At 70.2% G+C, this 16243-nt stretch carries 10 protein-coding genes and 1 pseudogene; 6 read left to right on the top strand and 5 right to left on the bottom strand.

Translation table 11 applies throughout. The features are described from left to right. Nucleotides 1–179: 179 nt before the first annotated feature. The 3 genes from WMF46_RS29945 to WMF46_RS29935 all read left to right on the top strand — a co-directional run bounded on the left by WMF46_RS29945 (nucleotide 180) and on the right by WMF46_RS29935 (nucleotide 7199). Nucleotides 180–3047, top strand: coding sequence for an ATP-binding protein (locus tag WMF46_RS29945; RefSeq protein WP_437980343.1), 2868 nt, complete (start codon nucleotides 180–182; stop codon nucleotides 3045–3047). Between the two features lie 99 nt (nucleotides 3048–3146). After that, on the top strand, nucleotides 3147–4205 hold the full coding sequence (locus WMF46_RS29940; RefSeq protein WP_437980342.1) for a response regulator: 1059 nt from the start codon (nucleotides 3147–3149) through the stop codon (nucleotides 4203–4205). Nucleotides 4206–4445: 240 nt separating this feature from the next. Continuing rightward, the gene (locus tag WMF46_RS29935) at nucleotides 4446–7199 is read left to right on the top strand and encodes a beta-propeller fold lactonase family protein (RefSeq protein ID WP_437980341.1); all 2754 of its coding nucleotides are present in this window, start codon (nucleotides 4446–4448) and stop codon (nucleotides 7197–7199) included. A gap of 6 nt (nucleotides 7200–7205) precedes the next feature. On the opposite strand, the gene WMF46_RS29930 is transcribed toward WMF46_RS29935, so the two are convergent. Then, nucleotides 7206–7832: a TetR/AcrR family transcriptional regulator gene (locus WMF46_RS29930; RefSeq protein ID WP_437980340.1), complete on the bottom strand. Its 627-nt coding sequence runs from the start codon at nucleotides 7830–7832 to the stop codon at nucleotides 7206–7208. Further along, entirely contained in the window at nucleotides 7829–8698 is an 870-nt protein-coding gene (locus WMF46_RS29925) for an alpha/beta fold hydrolase (protein ID WP_437980339.1), read from the bottom strand. The genes WMF46_RS29930 and WMF46_RS29925 overlap by 4 nt, the downstream gene beginning before the upstream one ends. Before the next feature lie 366 nt (nucleotides 8699–9064). Between WMF46_RS29925 and WMF46_RS29920 the strand changes: the two genes are divergently transcribed. Further along, nucleotides 9065–10423: an LLM class flavin-dependent oxidoreductase gene (locus tag WMF46_RS29920; protein ID WP_437980338.1), complete on the top strand. Its 1359-nt coding sequence runs from the start codon at nucleotides 9065–9067 to the stop codon at nucleotides 10421–10423. A 66-nt stretch (nucleotides 10424–10489) separates the two neighbouring features. Here WMF46_RS29920 and WMF46_RS29915 read toward each other — a convergent pair whose 3' ends face one another. Continuing rightward, on the bottom strand, nucleotides 10490–11149 hold the full coding sequence (locus tag WMF46_RS29915) for a TetR family transcriptional regulator (protein ID WP_437980337.1): 660 nt from the start codon (nucleotides 11147–11149) through the stop codon (nucleotides 10490–10492). A 47-nt stretch (nucleotides 11150–11196) separates the two neighbouring features. Here WMF46_RS29915 and WMF46_RS29910 point away from each other — a divergent pair, with 47 nt between their 5' ends. Continuing rightward, on the top strand, nucleotides 11197–12078 hold the full coding sequence (locus WMF46_RS29910) for a CPBP family intramembrane glutamic endopeptidase (RefSeq protein WP_437980336.1): 882 nt from the start codon (nucleotides 11197–11199) through the stop codon (nucleotides 12076–12078). Between the two features lie 54 nt (nucleotides 12079–12132). Beyond that, a pseudogene (locus tag WMF46_RS29905) lies at nucleotides 12133–13128 on the top strand (AAA family ATPase); the annotation flags it as partial. A gap of 54 nt (nucleotides 13129–13182) precedes the next feature. Here WMF46_RS29905 and lysA read toward each other — a convergent pair. Both lysA and WMF46_RS29895 read right to left on the bottom strand, forming a co-directional pair. Beyond that, a complete protein-coding gene (gene lysA, locus WMF46_RS29900; protein ID WP_437980335.1) occupies nucleotides 13183–14490 on the bottom strand; it encodes a diaminopimelate decarboxylase in 1308 nt (435 codons plus the stop codon). 193 nt (nucleotides 14491–14683) lie between these two features. Continuing rightward, entirely contained in the window at nucleotides 14684–16240 is a 1557-nt protein-coding gene (locus WMF46_RS29895; RefSeq protein ID WP_437980334.1) for a phospholipase D-like domain-containing protein, read from the bottom strand. Between the last annotated feature and the right edge of the window lie 3 nt (nucleotides 16241–16243).

The raw sequence follows: 16243 nt of genomic DNA, 5'->3' as shown, positions 1-16243 counted from the left end.
CACCGGCGCACGCTGTGCGCCAATCGCTCCCTCGCTCCGCGAGCATGTCAGTCAACCTGCGTCGAGGTGGCGGCGCAGTCCTCGTGAGGCACGCATGATCCTACCGCATGTCCCTATTTTCTGTTCGGGACATTGACCTTCCAAAGTGGCGCGGTCCTGTATTCGTGTACGATGACCGCATGAATGAACGGGGGGAGCGGAGCGGCCAACGCCCTCGCACCGCGCCGAGTCTGTCCTTCTGGGTCGCGGGGCCGCTGGCCGTCGCGCTGCTCGTGTTCGTGGGTCCGGGGCTGTGGATCGCGGCGTGGGCCATCGAGGGCGCGATCCTGAAGAACGAGCTGGGCGTCCTCGCGCGGACCCATGACGAGTGGACCGGCCGCATGAACGACCGCCTGATCCAGGCGGAGGCGAGCGTCGCGCGGTACGGCCGCATGCTCACCTCGGCGTTGCATGAAGTCGAGGGAGAAACCCCGCAGAAGTTCGACTCCCTCGTCGGGCCGTCGCGCGACGGCGGCATGGTGTCGCGCAACGCGGGCTTCGAGCCCAAGCGAGACGCCATCGTCTGGCTGCCCGCGGGGTACCCGCTCGACGACCAGGAGAAGGTCTTTCTCCTGGAGTTGAAGCGCATGACCGAGCTGTACTCGGCGGGGGCGCCGGGTGAGCCCATCAACACCTGGCTCATCCCCAGGCGGAACGGGCTCGTGATGTACTGGCCCAGCTACACGAGCTACATCGACCAGGTCGACACGACCGTCGATTTCGTCAACTCGGAGTGGACGACGCTCGCGCTCCCGGCGAACAACCCGGAAGGAAAGCCGCGCTGGACGCCGACGAGCTACGACCCGGGGGCGCGCGAGTGGATGGTGAGCGTCGTTGTGCCGTTCTTCCGCGACGGGGTGTTCGCGGGGAGCGCCGGGCACGATGTCACGGTCAACGCGGTGATGGACAGCTTCCGGGAGCTCTCCCTGTATCCGGGGACCGAGCACGCCCTCGTGAGGGGCGATGGGACGGTGCTCGTCTCGAGCGTTCACCAGGACAAGATCCACGGGAGCAAAGGCGCGCTGACGGTCGAGTCCATCGGCGACGACGATCTCAAGCGCGCGTTCGAGGCGGCGAAGCGCGACGACGCCGCGGCGGCGCGCGTGGTCGGCCGCACGGATCAGCGCGTGATCGTGGCGGCGCGCATCGCGGCGCCGGACTGGTACCTGCTCACCGACGTCCCTCGCGCGGCGCTGCTCTCGTCGGTGAAGGGGCTGTACTGGGACTACTGGCTGATCGCGGCGATCTCGATCCTGGCGCTCGTGGCGCTGCCCGTGCTCGTGATCATGCGCGTGACCTTGCCGTCGGTGCGGCAGCTCGTCACGGCGGCCGAGCGGATCCGGGGCGGTGATCTCGATCAGCGCTTCGAGGCGTCAGGCACCCGGGAGTTCGTGCACATCGGCGACGCGCTGAACGGCATGGCCCAGCAGCTCCGCGAGACGTTCGCCGCCCTGGCGAAGACGAACGAGGAGCTCGAGCAGCGCGTCGAGCAGCGCACCGCCGAGCTCAAGGAGGCCACGGTCGCCGCGGACGCGGCCAACAGGGCGAAGAGCGACTTCCTCGCCAACATGAGCCACGAGCTGCGGACACCGCTCAACGGCATCCTCGGGTACGCCCAGATCCTGAGGCGCTCGAGGAGCCTGGGCGAGCAGGAGCTGCGCGGCGTCGAGGTCATCGCCGAGTCCGGCTCTCATCTGTTGACCCTCATCAACGACGTCCTCGATCTGGCGAAGATCGAGTCGCGGACGATGGAGATTCACCCGAACGATTTCCATTTCACGTCGTTCTTGAACGCGACGGCCGAGATCTGCCGGATCCGCGCGGAGCAGAAGAAGATCGCGTTCGTGTTCAAGCCCGGCCCCGCGCTGCCCGAGGGGGTGCGCGTCGACCAGCGGCGCCTGCGTCAGATCCTGCTCAATCTGCTCGGCAACGCCATCAAGTTCACCGAGAACGGCAGCGTCACCTTCACGGTCGTGGAGGTGACGGGTGGGCCACAAGGCGCGCGCAAGGACCTCCCGGAGGACGGCGCGAGCCCCGAATCGCGGACCAAGACGCGCAGGATACGCTTCGAGATCGAGGACACGGGGAGCGGCATCAGCGCCGAGCACCTGGACCAGATATTCCTGCCCTTCAAGCAGGTTGGAGACAAGAGTCGCCACCGCGAGGGCACCGGGCTCGGGCTGGCGATCAGCCAGCGCATCGTCACGCTGATGGGCAGCTCCATCCAGGTCAGGAGCGAGCTCGGGAAGGGCAGCGTCTTCTGGATGGACCTGACGCTCGCCGAGGCGCCCGACTGGACGGACACCGTGAGGCGCACGGAGCAGGGGCAGATCGTCGGCTACAAGGGCTCGCGGCGGAGGCTCCTCGTGGTGGACGACAAGCCGGAGAACCGCGCCGTGGTCATCAGCATGCTCGCGACCCTCGGGTTCGAGCTGGCGGAGGCGAACGACGGCCAGGAGGGCCTGGACAGGACGGCGAGCGAGAGGTTCGATCTGGTCATCACCGATCTCGCGATGCCCGTGCTCGACGGCTGGGAGATGATGCGCCGCATACGAAAGGCGCCGGAGCTCGCAGGGACGGTCATCATCGCGTCCTCCGCCAGCGCGTTCATCACCGACCAGGACAAGAGCCTGGAAGCAGGCGCGGACGATTTCGTGGCCAAGCCGCTGCAGATGGATGAGCTGCTCGCAAAGCTCCAGCGACACCTCGAGCTGGAGTGGATCTACGAGCGGCAGGACGGCGCCGGCGAGGAGACGGAGCCGAGCCCCAGCTCGGGTGTGACCAGCATCCGCGATGTCGTCCTGCCCCCGGACGAGGACCTCAAGGCCTTGCGCGATCTCGCGCGCAAGGGGCTCGTCAATCACATCCAGAAATACGCGGACAAGCTCGAGCTGGGCGACCCGCGGCTCGCGCCCTTCGCCAAGCACCTGCGCGAGCTCTCCGAGGACTTCCGGCTGGAGTCGATAGAAGAGCTCGTCGGCGGGCGTATCGACGGCGGCGCCCGATGAGGGCGTCGGGTTGAGATCTGTTGTGAGCGCAGTCATCCTCATGCAGCGTCGCTGGCGCGAAGGGTGAGGTCATCCGCTGGAGAGGGCAGTGTGACGAACGTGAGTGATACCGGAACGGTCCTGATCGTCGACGACGAGCCGCGCAACCTGAGGTTGCTCCGCGACAACCTCTCGGGCTGGGGGTTCGAGATCGCGGCCGCGACGAACGGCCTGCGAGCCATCCAGCTCGCGAAGGAAGTGGCGCCGGATCTCATCTTGCTGGACGTGAAGATGGAAGGGATCGACGGCTTCGAGACGTGCCGGCGGCTCAAGACGGATCCGGCCACGAGCGACATCCCTGTCATCTTCATGACGGCGAGCACGGAGATGAACGCGGACAAGGTGAAGGGGCTGAACCTCGGGGCCGTGGAGTTCCTCCTCAAGCCGTTCCAGAGCGAGGAGCTGCTCGCGCGCGTCCGGGTGCAAACGAAGCTCAGGCAGCTGATGAAGAGCCTCGCGGCGCAGGTCGAGGAGCGCGTCGCCGCCGAGGCGGCGCTGCAGGAGCTCACGCACGAGCTGGAGCGGCGCGTGGCGGCGCGGACGGCCGAGCTCGAGCGGGCCCTGGAGGAGCTCACGCAGGCTCAAGCCGCCCTCCGCGGGTCGAACGAGCAGCTGGAGACCGAGGTCGCGCGCCAGACCGAGGAGCTCCGCAGGACGAACGAGCGGCTGACGCTGGAGCTCACCGAGCGCGAGCGCGCGGAGCTGGCGCGCGCGGCGCTGCAGGAGGAGATCATCCGGGCGCAGAAGGAGCGGCTGGCGGAGCTCTCCACGCCGCTCATTCCGATCACCGAGCGGATCATGGTCATGCCGCTGATCGGGACGATCGACGCCAGCCGGGCGCAGCAGGCGCTCGAAGCGGCGCTGAGCTGCGTGCACACGAACCGGACGGACGTCGTGATCATCGACGTCACGGGCGTGAGGCTCATCGACTCCGCGGTCGCGACCACGCTGATGGGCACGGCGGCGGCGCTCCGGCTGCTCGGCGCGACGACGGTGATCACGGGCCTGCGCCCCGAGCTGGCGCAAACGCTCGTCTCGCTCGAGATCGATCTCAGCACCGTGGTCACCCGGGGGACGCTCCGGAGCGGCATCGACTACGCGCTGCGACAGGTCCGCTGACGCCGTAATGCCAGCGCGCCTGCGGGGCCGTGCGGGTTAGGCGGCACACGGAGAATCGATATCATGACAGTCGCTCTGTGCGACCACGTAGCCCAGAACACCGCCAGCCGGTCGGCCGTGACGACGCGGCCGCTCGTCCGCTTTTTTGTTGTTAATCGTATTTATTTTACATAGCTTGAAAGCATGCTGCCATCATGCTGTCTGCACCGTTTCCTGGCTGTCAGCGTAGGTGCTACGGCCATGTTCCTCGCCTCCGCTCTCCCCGCGGCGGCCGCCACGCCGTTCACCACATTCGAATCGGGCCAGGTCCGCCCCCTGGCCCTGTCGGCGAACGGCAAGCTGCTCTTCGCGGTGAACACGCCCGACAACCGGCTGGAGATCTTCCGCGTCGAAGCCCATCGTCTGCAGCTCAAGGCGTCTGTGCCCGTGGGGCTCGAGCCGGTCGCCGTGGCTGCCCGGGGCGACGATGAAGTCTGGGTGGTGAACCACCTGTCCGACAGCGTGAGCGTTGTCGACGTTCGGGACCCCCAAAAGGCGCGCGTCGTCCGCACGCTGCTCGTGGGCGATGAGCCGCGCGACATCGTGTTCGCCGGGCCGCAGCGCTCGCGGGCGTTCATCACCACGGCCCACCGCGGGCAGAACGCCCCCTTCGATCCGCAGCTCTTGACGCCCGGCGTGGGGCGCGCGGACGTCTGGGTGTTCGACGCGAGGCGGCCCGGGACGTCGCTCGGAGGCACGCCGCTCTCCATCGTGACGCTCTTCAGCGACACGCCGCGCGCGCTCGCGGTGACGCCGGACGGCAGCCGGGTCTACGCCGCCGCCTTCCACTCGGGCAACCGCACGACCGTCATCGACGAGAGCCTCGTGCCGAACGGCGGGGAGGCCGCGGGCGGACTGCCCGGGCCCGACACCAACTTCGAGGGAGTCCCCCGGCCGGAGGTCGGGCTCATTCTCAAATTCGACGGGTCCCACTGGGTCGACGAGCTGGGACGCCCCTGGGACGACGCGGTGCGCCTCTCGCTGCCCGACAAGGACGTCTTCGTCATCGACGCGCTCGCCAACCCGCCGCGCCAGGTGGACGGGCCAGGCGGCTTCTTCACGGGCGTTGGGACCGTCCTGTTCAACATGGTCGTGAACCCGGTGAACGGGAAGGTCTATGTGTCCAACACCGACGCCCGGAACGAGGAGCGCTTCGAGGGGCCGGGCATCTTCGCCGGCCACAGCGTGCGCGGCCACCTGCACGAGAGCAGGATCACCGTGCTCGGTCCGGGCGGCGTCGCCCCGAGGCACCTCAACAAGCACATCGATTACAGCAGCTGCTGCGCGCCGGTGCCGAACGACGAGAGCGAGAAGAGCCTGGCGCAACCGACGCAGATGGCCGTGACGCGCAACGGAGCGACCCTGTATGTCGCGGCGCTCGGCTCGGACAAGATCGGCGTCTTCGACACGGCGAAGCTAGAGAACGACACGTTCGTGCCCAGCGCCGCGAACCAGATCCGCGTCCCTGGAGGCGGGCCGACCGGCCTCGTCCTCGATGAAGACAGGCATCGGCTCTACGTGCTCGCGCGCTTCGACAACGCGATCTCGGTCATCGACACCCGGACCCGCCGCGAGGTCGCGCACGTGCCGATGCACAACCCGGAGCCTCCGAGCGTGGTCCGGGGGCGCCGCGTCCTCTACGACGCGGCGCGGAGCTCGAGCCACGGCGACTCGTCCTGCGCGAGCTGCCATATCTTCGGCGACTTCGACAGCCTCTCGTGGGACCTCGGGAACCCGGACGGCACCGCGGTGGAGAACCCGGGACCGTTCTGCACCGATCTCTTCGGCCAGGATACGAGCTTGCACCCGATGAAGGGGCCGATGACGACCCAGAGCCTGCGCGGCATGGCGAACCACGGGCCGATGCACTGGCGCGGCGACCGCACGGGCGGCCATGATGCGCCCACGTCCCAGCCGGACAGCGGGGTGTTCGATGAGCGGGCGGCGTTCAAGAAATTCAGCGTGGCGTTCGTCGATCTGCTCGGGCGAGACGAGACGATCCCGGAGGAGGAGATGGACGATTTCACGGACTTCATCCTCCAGGTCACGTATCCACCCAACCCCATCCGCGCGCTCGACGACTCGCTCACGCCCGATGAGAGCGCGGGGCGCGACTTCTTCGGGGGGCCCGTGTCGAGCATCCTCGGCGCCTCGTGCATCGGGTGCCACGCCGTCGATCCCGACGCCAACCCCGACGACTTCGCGCCGGGCTTCTTCGGCAGCGACGGCGGATCGGCCAACGCCAACGAGACCCAGCTCTTCAAGGTCCCGCACCTGCGCAATCAGTACCAGAAGGTCGGGATGTTCGGCATGGCGGAGTCGTTCGTGTTCCCGTTCGGCGGCTCCAATGAGCACATGGGCGATCAGGTCCGCGGCTTTGGCTTCCTCCACGACGGCGCCGTCGATACGCTCGTCCGCTTCAACGCGTTCTCCGATTTCGTCCAGACGCCGGAGAACCCCGGCGGCTTCCCCGTCGACCCCGGGGGGGAGCTCCTGAAGCGCCAGGTGGCGGAGTACATGCTGGCGCTGGAGTCGAACCTGAAGCCCATCGTGGGCCAGCAGATCACGCTCACCTCGTCGAACGCGGCGGTGGCCGGCCCGCGCGTCGATCTGCTCGTGGCGCGCGCCGATGCCGGCGACTGCGATCTCGTGGTCAAGGGCTGGTCACATGGGGACGAGCTGGGCTTTCTGTACATCGGCAATGGCCGTTTCGACCCCGACCGCGCGCGCGCGCCGCGGCGGTGGGACGGCGAGCTCCGCTGGCTGGCCACGAGAGGCGGGAGCGAGCTGACCTATACCTGCGTGCCGCCCGGGTCGGGCGAGCGCATCGGCGTCGACCGCGACGGCGATGGCTTCCTCGACGGTGACGAGCGGGACGCCGGCAGCGACCCGGCCGACCCGGAGAGCGTTCCGCGACGGGGACCGCACGGACCGTCCCCGTGGCCGCATCGCTGAGCGGGTTCACGGACTCCGTGCGTCGAAGCGCGCCTCGATCCGAGCGACCAGGAGGTCGATGAGCGCGTCGGCCGGGACGCCGAGCGCGGCGGGCTCGCCATCGGCGAGCGCGTCGGCGGTGCGCTCGACCAGGTAGAGCAGGAGCGCGTCCTCGGCGCGGCCGCCGGCCCCGCCGGCGAGGCGGGCCATCGTGTCGAGCTGGCGGGCGCGCTCCGCGACGTACGCTTGCCGGATGTCGGCGTCCTCTCCGACGAGGGCGCGGAGGCTCCTGCGCAGACCTCGCCAGCGGCGGTGCAGATCGACGACCGCCGCCACGACGGTGCGCGCGGCCTCCCGGGGCGGGAGATCCTCGCCCAGGATGCGCCCGATCTCGGCCCACTCGCCGCAGACCCACTCCACGTACGCCGCGATGAAGATCTCCTTCTTGTCAGCGAAGTGCTTGTAGAACGTCCCTGGTGAGTACCCAGCCTCGCGCGCGATGCGGTTCGAGTCCGTGCCCGCGTAGCCGTCGCGGTTGAACACCACGCCGGCGGCCGCGATCAGGCGCCGCCGGGTCTCGTCGGGGCTGCCGCGGCGTGGGCGCGAGCCGGGCGTGGCGCTGCGCGAGCGGAGGGAGGGGCGCCGCGCGGTCACGCGGCCCTGGGGAGCGCCGCGAGGGAGGCGAGGAACGGCTCGACGGCCTCGAGGAAGCGCCCGGGCGCCTCGGCGAAGGGCGTGTGGCCCGTGTCGAGCCACGCGAGCCGCGCGCCCGGGATCGCGCGCTGGGCGAAGATCGCGGCGCTCCTGGGGATCACGGGGTCCCGGGCGCCCCAGACGAGCAACGTCTCGCACCGGATCGCGCGCGCCGCAGCGCGCAGATCGGACTCCGGCCGCGCGAAGCTCCGCCACACGGCGCCGACGGCCTCGGCGTAGCCTTCACGGCGCCGCGCCGCCTCCACGCGCGCGAGCATCCGGGCGGTGTGCTCGTTGGGGCAGCGCGTGTGGAAGCGCGCGAAGCGGCCCTCGAGGGCGCCCGTGACGGCGGGGAGGCCCTTCACGGCGCAGAAGAGCCGCTCGAGCGGCCCGACGCGCGCGAAGCCGCCCGAGTTGACGAGCACGAGCGCGCGCACGCGGTCGGGCGCCCGGCTCGCGAGCCGCGCCGCGGCGAAGCCCCCGACCGAGTGCCCGACGAGGATGGCCGGGCCGACGTCCAGCGCGTCGAGGGCATCCTCGAGCGCGTCGGCGAGCAGGGAGGCGCTCATCGCCCGAGGCCGCTCCGGCGCAGGGGAGTCGCCCATCGCAGGCCAGTCGAGCGCCACGGTGCGGTGCCGCTCCGCGAGCCGCGGGCGGATCGCATCGAAGTCGGCCGCCGCGCGCCCGTTCGCCGGCAGCAGCACGACGGGCGGGCCGGAGCCGGCCGACGTGACGGCGAGGCGCCCCGCGCGCGTCGCCACGCCGAGCCGGCCAGCCGCGGTCGTCCCAGGAGCGCCGAGCGGCGGCGCTGTCTCGGTGATCGTCATGGTGATAAACTTATCACTAAAGGATGCGGGCGCAAGGCGGCTGCGGGATGCGTTCGCCGCCTGTCGGGCTTGCGCCCGCCGCGATCCGCCGGCGCGTCGAGGGGCGCCGCTCGGGGCGGCCGGCCGCGGGAGCGCCGCGGCAGGGGCGGCCGGGAACGAGGCGGGCCGGTGCTGCCCTGCCAGCAATGCTTCCGCAGCGCTGGCGATCGGTTGCTGCTCCAGCAGCACGCATCGTCGCGGGGCAGGGGAGGTGCCTTGTTCTCCGCCGCCCCGCCGCCGGGCACGGCGCTTGCGGTGCACGCGGCGGCGCGCGGCGGACGCCCGCGTGTCCTCGCGCGAACGCGAGGACCGAGACCGAGGACACTTATGAGCGACAATCAGCGGAAGATCCGTTTGGGCGCCTTTTTGCCCGGCTCAGGCCACCACGTGGCGGCCTGGCGGCACCCGCAGGCGCAGGCGGACGGAGGCATCAACTTCGCGCATTACAAGCGCATTGCGCAGGCGGCGGAGCGGGCCAAGTTCGACGCCGTGTTCCTGGCGGACGGGCTCGCCTTGCAGAACCGGCCCGGAGCGCAGGGCCGCACCGCTTATGGGGCCAGCTTCGAGCCGGTCACCTTGTTCTCCGCGCTCGCGGTCGTCACCGAGCGCATCGGCTTCATCGCCACAGCGTCCACCACGTACGAGGAGCCTTATCTGCTGGCCCGCAAGTTCGCCTCGCTCGACCATATCAGCCAGGGGCGGGCAGGCTGGAACGTGGTCACCACCGGCGGGGGCGAGGCGGCGGGGAACTTCGGGCTCGACGCCCACCCCGACCACGCGCAGCGCTACGTCCGGGCGCGCGAGTTCGTCGATGTGGTCACCGGCCTCTGGGACAGCTGGGAGGACGACGCGTTCCTCCGCGACAAGGCGTCCGGGGCTTACTACGACCCGTCAAAGCTGCACACGCTCGATCACAAGGGGAAGTTCTTCTCCGTTCGAGGGCCGCTCAACATCCCGCGCCCGCCCCAGGGACATCCGGTGATCGTGCAGGCGGGATCGTCGGAGGCGGGCAGGGAGCTCGCGGCCGAGACCGCCGAGGTGATCTTCACCGCGCAGCAGACGCTCGAAGACGCGCAGGCTTTCTACGCCGACGTCAAAGGCCGGATGGCCAAGTACGGGCGGCACCCCGACCAGCTGAAGATCATGCCGGGGGTGTTCCCCGTCGTCGCCAGGACGGAGTCGGAGGCCAGGGCGAAGTACCAGGAGCTGCAGGACCTCATCCTGCCGGAGGTCGGGCTGTCGCTGCTCTCGGGCCTGTCGGGCGGGATCGATCTGTCCGCGTATCCGGTGGACGGGCCGCTCCCCGAGCTGCCCGAGACCAACAACAACAAGAGCCGACAAGCCCTGATGTTCGACATCGCGCGCAAGCGCAACCTGTCCATCCGGGAGCTGTACCTCTGGGTGGCTGGAGCGCGCGGGCACTGGACGATCGTGGGCTCGGTGGAGCAGATCGCGGATCAGCTGGAGGCGTGGTTCACGCAGGGCGGCGCCGACGGGTTCAACGTGATGCCGCCGTGGCTCCCGGGCGGGCTGGACGATTTCATCGGGCTGGTGATCCCGGAGCTGCGGCGACGGGGGTTGTTCCGAACGGAGTACGAGGGCCGGACGCTGCGGGAGAACCTTGGGCTGGAGCGGCCGGCGAACCGCCACGTGGCCAGCGCGAAGCCGCGGGCGTCGGCGGCCTGAAGGCGCCGCTCCCGTGCGAGGGGGCGCCTGGCCGCGCGCGACACCGCGCCGGCGCGCCTCACCGCGTCACGCGCTCTCCCTCGGCCGGCACGGCGGCTCGATGTACGGCGCGAGGTAGCGACAGACCGCCTTCTTCGCCTCCTCGACGTAGAGCGCGCCCTGCTGCTCGTCCTGCTGTGTGGCGAGCGCGAGCAGCGTCGAGGCCATGTACAGCGCGCTCTGCGCGACGACCCGCCGCTCGGCGGGCGAGAGCGCCGGCGTCAGCGGCGAGAGGATCGCCTCGGCGCGCGCCGAGAACTCGTCCCCCCACGCCGCGGCCGTCGAGAGGAGCGCGCCGGACAGCTGCACGCCGAACCACAGCTCCCGGTAGCCGGGCTCCGTCCGGTAGAACGCAGCGAGCGCGTCGATCCAGCGCTCGGTCAGCGCGCGCCAGGAGCCCGGCGGCGCCTCCGCGAGCGCCGCCTCGGTGCGTGCCCGTAGCCGCTCCAGATAACGCCCCGTCAGCGCGTGGAGCACGGCCTCCTTGTTCGGGAAGAACTCGTAGACCGAGCCGATGGACGTCCGCGCCCGCGCCGCGATGGCGTTCGTGGTGACCGCGTCGAGCCCGCGCGACGCGAGCAGCGCCGCCGTTGCGTCGAGGATCCGCTCCTTGCGCCGCTGGCTCCTCGCCTGCAGCGGCACCCGGCGGGGCGCGGTCGACGGCGGCTTCTTGCGCTTCGTGGCCATGCGCCGAGCGTACTTGACAACATGAGCAAAAGCTCGACTATATCCGAGTGAAAGCTCAACTTCTGGAGCGCCTCGACCAGATCGGGCAGATCGAGCCGCCTCGCGCGGCGCCGGCCGGCGCCACGCCGGTCGGCGAGGCCGCAGGGCGGGTGGGGGCGCCTCGCCTTGGCTGGCCGGGGCTCTGCGCTGTCTCTGCCGCGACGCTCGCCTACGCCGCGTACCCGTCTGCCGCGGAGGATCGCGCCCTCGGCCTGGCCTGCTTCGGCGTCGCGCTCGCCTCCCTGCTCGCCGTGGCGCGCGCGCCGGACCGGGCGGCGCTCCACGCGCCTCTCCTGGCGGTGCTCACGCTCGCGCCCGCGGCGGTGGGGCTTGTCGCGCCCTGGCCGCTCTCCCTGGCCGCGCCGCTCGTCGTGCTCGCGCTGCTCGCGCGCGCCGTGCCGGCGCTCCGGTCGTCGATGCCGCCGCTGCGGCGCGGCTCGTTCGGGCCTGCGGTCCTCGGCTGGATCGCGGCGGTCATCCTCGTCTCCGCGCTCGGGCTCGTGCTCTGGGTCCGGCTGATGCGCCCCGATCTGTCGCAGATGCGGGCCCTGTTCCCACCCGTCTCGCTGCCGCTGTTGCTCCTCGGCGGCCTGGGGTTCGCGCTCTTCAACGCGCTCCTCGAGGAGGCCGTCTTCCGCCTGGTGTTCCTCGGATCGCTGGACGCCGTGACGACCTCCGGCTGGACCGCGGTGCTCGTCCAGGCGGCCGCCTTCGGGCTCCTCCACCTGAGCGGCTTCCCGAGCGGGGCCGTCGGCGTCGGCCTGGCGGCGATCTACGCGGTGATGCTCGGCGTGCTCCGGCGCCGCGCGGGCGGCCTCCTCGCGCCGTACGTGGCGCACGTCGCCGCCGATCTCACCATCTTCGCGCTGCTGCTGACCTGGACGCGGTGACCCGCGGCTCCGCCTCTCCGCCGGCGGGGGCAGTACCGCGCGCACTTCCAGCGCTATCCGGTGCTCCACCTGACCTTCAAGGGCGTGAAGGCCGAGAGCTTCGATGCGTTCTGGGAGGGCGTGCAGGACAGGATCGCGCGCCTCTTCGACGAGCACCGTGACCTGCTCGAGAGCGGCGTGCTGAGCGAGCGTGAGGCCCGGCGGTACCGCGAAGTCCTCGACGGCACGGCCGGCAGGATCGCGTACGAGACAGCGCTGCTCGACCTGTCGAGCTATCTCCACCGCCTCCACGGTGAGCGCGTGGTCATCCTCCTCGACGAGTACGACGAGCCCCTCCACGCCGGGTATCTCCACGGCTACGCGGCGCAGGTCATCGGCTTCTTCCGCGGGTTCCTCACCGAGGGCCTCAAGGGCAATCCGCACCTGTTCAAGGCGGTGCTCACGGGCGTCCTGCGCGTGGCTCGGGAGAGCATCTTTTCAGGTCTCAACAACGTGGCTGTCTACTCGCTGCTCGCGCCGGAGTTCGACACCTGCTTCGGGTTCACGGAGTCTGAGGTCGAGTCGCTGCTCACGAGGTCTGGCCGGCTTGAGCGGCTCCCGTCGCTGCGCGCCTGGTACAACGGGTACCTCTTCGGCGACACCGTCGTCTACAACCCGTGGAGCGTCCTGAACTTCCTCTCCCGCGAAGACGGCGCGCCGCAGCCCTACTGGGTGAACACGAGCTCGAACGATCTGGTGCGGGAGCAGCTCGAGCGGCGCGCGCTCGCGCTCGAGCCGGCGTTCTCGACGCTGCTCGACGGCGGCAGCGTCGACCGCGTGCTCGACGAGAGCGTGTCGCTCGAGGATCTCGACCGGAGCGACGAGGTGCTGTGGAGCCTCCTCGTCTTCACGGGATACCTCAGGGCCGAGAAGCGCTCGCGCGGACCGATGGAGCAGCCTTCGCACTTGCTCTCGATCCCGAACCGCGAGGTCCGGGGCGTGTACTCGATGATCTTTCGGCGGTGCACTGAGCCGGGTGCAGCGAGCGTCCCTGTAGCGGTCTCGCCGTGAAGCTCAGGTGCGCTAAAGCAGAGCGCACCTTCGTGCGCCCCAGCGATGTTCAGCTCAGCCGCAGCCGGTCGCGCCGGCCGGCTCTCCCGCCCCCGCGCGCAGGCGCTCCTTGATGTCGTCGGACAGGCACATCCGCGAGACCATGTCCTCGAACGTGTCGCGCCGCCGGATCAGCCGGCTCTTGCCGCCGTCGATGAGCACCTCGGCCGGCCGCAGCCGGCCGTTGTAGTCGTAGCTCATCACGTGGCCATACGCGCCCGCGTCCATCAGGACGACCACGTCCCCCTCGGCCACGTCCGCGGGGAACTCGCGCTCCGCGATCCACATGTCCGTGTTCTCACAGACCTGGCCCGTCATCGCCATCGGGGCCGTCTGGCCGCGGCGGCCGTTGATCCGGACCTCGTGGTAAGCGCCGTACATCACCGGGCGCGCCATCGTGTTCATCGAGATGTCCGTGCCGATGATCGTCTTGTATCCCTGCTTGATCGAGATCACCCGCCCGAGCACGTAGCCCGCGTCCCCGACGAAGTAGCGCCCCGGCTCCATGACGAGGCGCGGCTCCTTCAGGCCGTGCTCCGCGCACTTCTTCCGGACCATCGCGGCGATCCCGCGGGCGACGGCCTCCACGTCGAGCGGCGGCTGCTCGCGCCGGTAGGGGATGCCGAGCCCGCCGCCGATGTCCACGAACGCGAGGTCGAAGCCGAGCTTCCGGGCCACCGGGCCGATCAGGTCGAGCAGCTTGCCCGTGACGTGCGCGAAGTTCTCCGGCTTGTTCGCCTGCGAGTGAGGCATCATGTGCACCCCGAGCCGCTCGACCCCGTTCTCGAGCGCGGTGCGATAGGCCTCCTCCACGTGGCGCGGGTGGATCCCGAACTTCGCGGACGGGCCCGCGAACGGCTTCAGATCGGGGGTCGCGATGTCCTCGCCGCTCGGGTTGATCCGGAACGACATACAGCGCGGCTTCCCGAGCGAGAACAGGCGCTTCAGGATGCCGTGATCATCCACGTTGAAGTTCACCCCGGCGCGCAGCCCCACGGCCAGGTCCTCGTCCGACAGGCTGTTGCCCGTGTAGATGATCCGCTCGCCCGACAGCCCGAGCGCCTGCGCCAGGCGGATCTCGTTCGGGCTCGCGGCGTCCACGCCCGAGCCCTCGTCGACCAGGAGCTTCGCTATCTCCAGGTTGTTGCACGCCTTGATGGCATAGAAGACGGACACCTCCGGGTAATTGCCGCGCAGCGCCCGCGTGAGTCGACGGAAGTTCTCCCGGATGCGCTCGGCATCGTAGGCATAGAGCGGTGTTCCGTATTGCTCCGCGAGGTCGCGGACCGAAATGCCCCCGATCTTGATCTCTGCCTCTTGCATACTCCTCGTGGCGTCAGCGCTTCAACTTTGAGAGACAACCTGAAGAAACCGTTCGCGATTCCGCGCCACAGCCTACCATGCGCCCCTGGCGGCCGGAAGGGGCGCGCCCTGCCTCCGGGTCCAGGGAGGCCGCCGGTGCCGGCGCCCGCGCCGCGCGTCCCAGGCGCGCTCGCCCGGAGCGCCTTGCGCGCGGCTACTTCGCGGGGTCCCGGCTGATGAACAGGTGCCGCCAGAGCGCGCCGAGCCCGCCCACGAAGAGCGAGCCCTGGCGCTGGTCGATGTCCTCGGCCGCGGCGGGGTCGAACGGCAGCTGATGCGGGTCGATCACCTCGAGCAGGGCGCGCTCGTCCGCCGTGGGCGAGGGGTGGAGCCGGAGCCGGCACGAGCTCCCAGGCGTGCGCGGCCCGGTCGCCGGGCTCGCCAGCCCGTCGAGGCAGGCGACGAGGTCGTCCACCCGATCGAAGTCGGCGTCCCCCAGGTGCTCGCCGATGAGCGACGCGCGCACCGCGCGGATCGAGCGGCCCAGCGCGTCGTCGGGGTCGTCGGTCTCGACCGAGGCGTTGATCTCCGTGTCGATCGAGAGGCTGCGGTTCGTCAGGTTGGCGGAGCCCACGGTGAGGAAGCGGTCGTCGACGATCATCACCTTCGAGTGGATGTACGTGGCGCGCTCGGCGGTCTCGTCCTCGCCGCACGCCGGCAGGGTGTAGTAGACGCCGAGGCGATGCCCTGTCTCGGCCGCCACGTCGCGCAGCCCGCCGAGCACCTTGGCCTGGGAGAGGCCGACGGCGATCTGCTCCTTCATCGTCTCGGCCTCCATGTTGAGCAGGAGCACCACGTCGAGGAGCGGCCGGCCCTCGGCGCGCATCCGCTGCGCGAGCGCCTCGGCGATGACGTGAGAGCTGAAGTACTGGGTCTCGATGTAGATGAAGCGCTCCGCGGCGTCGATGGCGTCGAGGAAGAGGTCGCGTATCTCCGTGCGGTGCGGGGCGCCGGTGGGCGCGCCGTGCGGATCGGTGCGGCTCAGCGTGACGCGCGCCGCGGCGAGCGGGATGCCGCCCTCGGGCCGGTAGTCGGGGAACGTCGGATCGGCCTCGTCGAGGTCCGGCAGCGTCATGTCCACGCCGCCCGCGCGCCGCCAGCGATCCGTGAAGATCTCGGTCAGCGCCCGCGCGACCGCGCGGCCGCGCAGGTAGGCCTGCACGTCGTGAAACGGCTTGTGCGGCTCTCCTCGGCTGACGCGGAGCGGGTTCTTGTTCGCGTGGCTGCGGTCGTCCCAGCGGTGATCGCAGAGGTCGAGGCCGCCGAGGAACGAGAGCTCGCCGTCCACCACCACGAACTTCTGGTGGTGCGAGGCGCGCTCGACGTGGGTGGCGTCGAAGAGGAAGCGCAGGCGATGGTTCGTCCACTCGAAGACGAGCTGCTGGAGCCACTCGCGCTCGAGCGCGAACACGAGGTGGAAGTCCCACGCGAGGATGAAGATCTGGAGATCGGGGCTCGTCTCGCAGAGGTGGTTCAGGAACTTGAGCAGCGTGATCGGGCTCGACACCTGCTCCTCCCTCCCGCCACGGAGCAGGGCGACGTCGCTGTCGAACTGCCATCCGGCGAGGAGCAGGTACCGCCGCGCGCTGGACGCGACCCGGTAGAACTCGGGGTAATACTCGTCGGCGTCGACAAGCAGGCCGATGTCGTCCACCGGGGTGTCGCACCACGTGTGGCGGCGAGGATCGATGATCGTCCGTGCGCTCCTCATCGC

Origin of the sequence: Sorangium sp. So ce117 (genome assembly GCF_051524395.1) — a bacterium.
Lineage (GTDB): Bacteria > Myxococcota_A > Polyangia > Polyangiales > Polyangiaceae > Sorangium > Sorangium cellulosum_B.
Note: the sequence above shows the minus strand (reverse complement) of the source record. Positions and strands in the feature narration are given on the sequence as shown.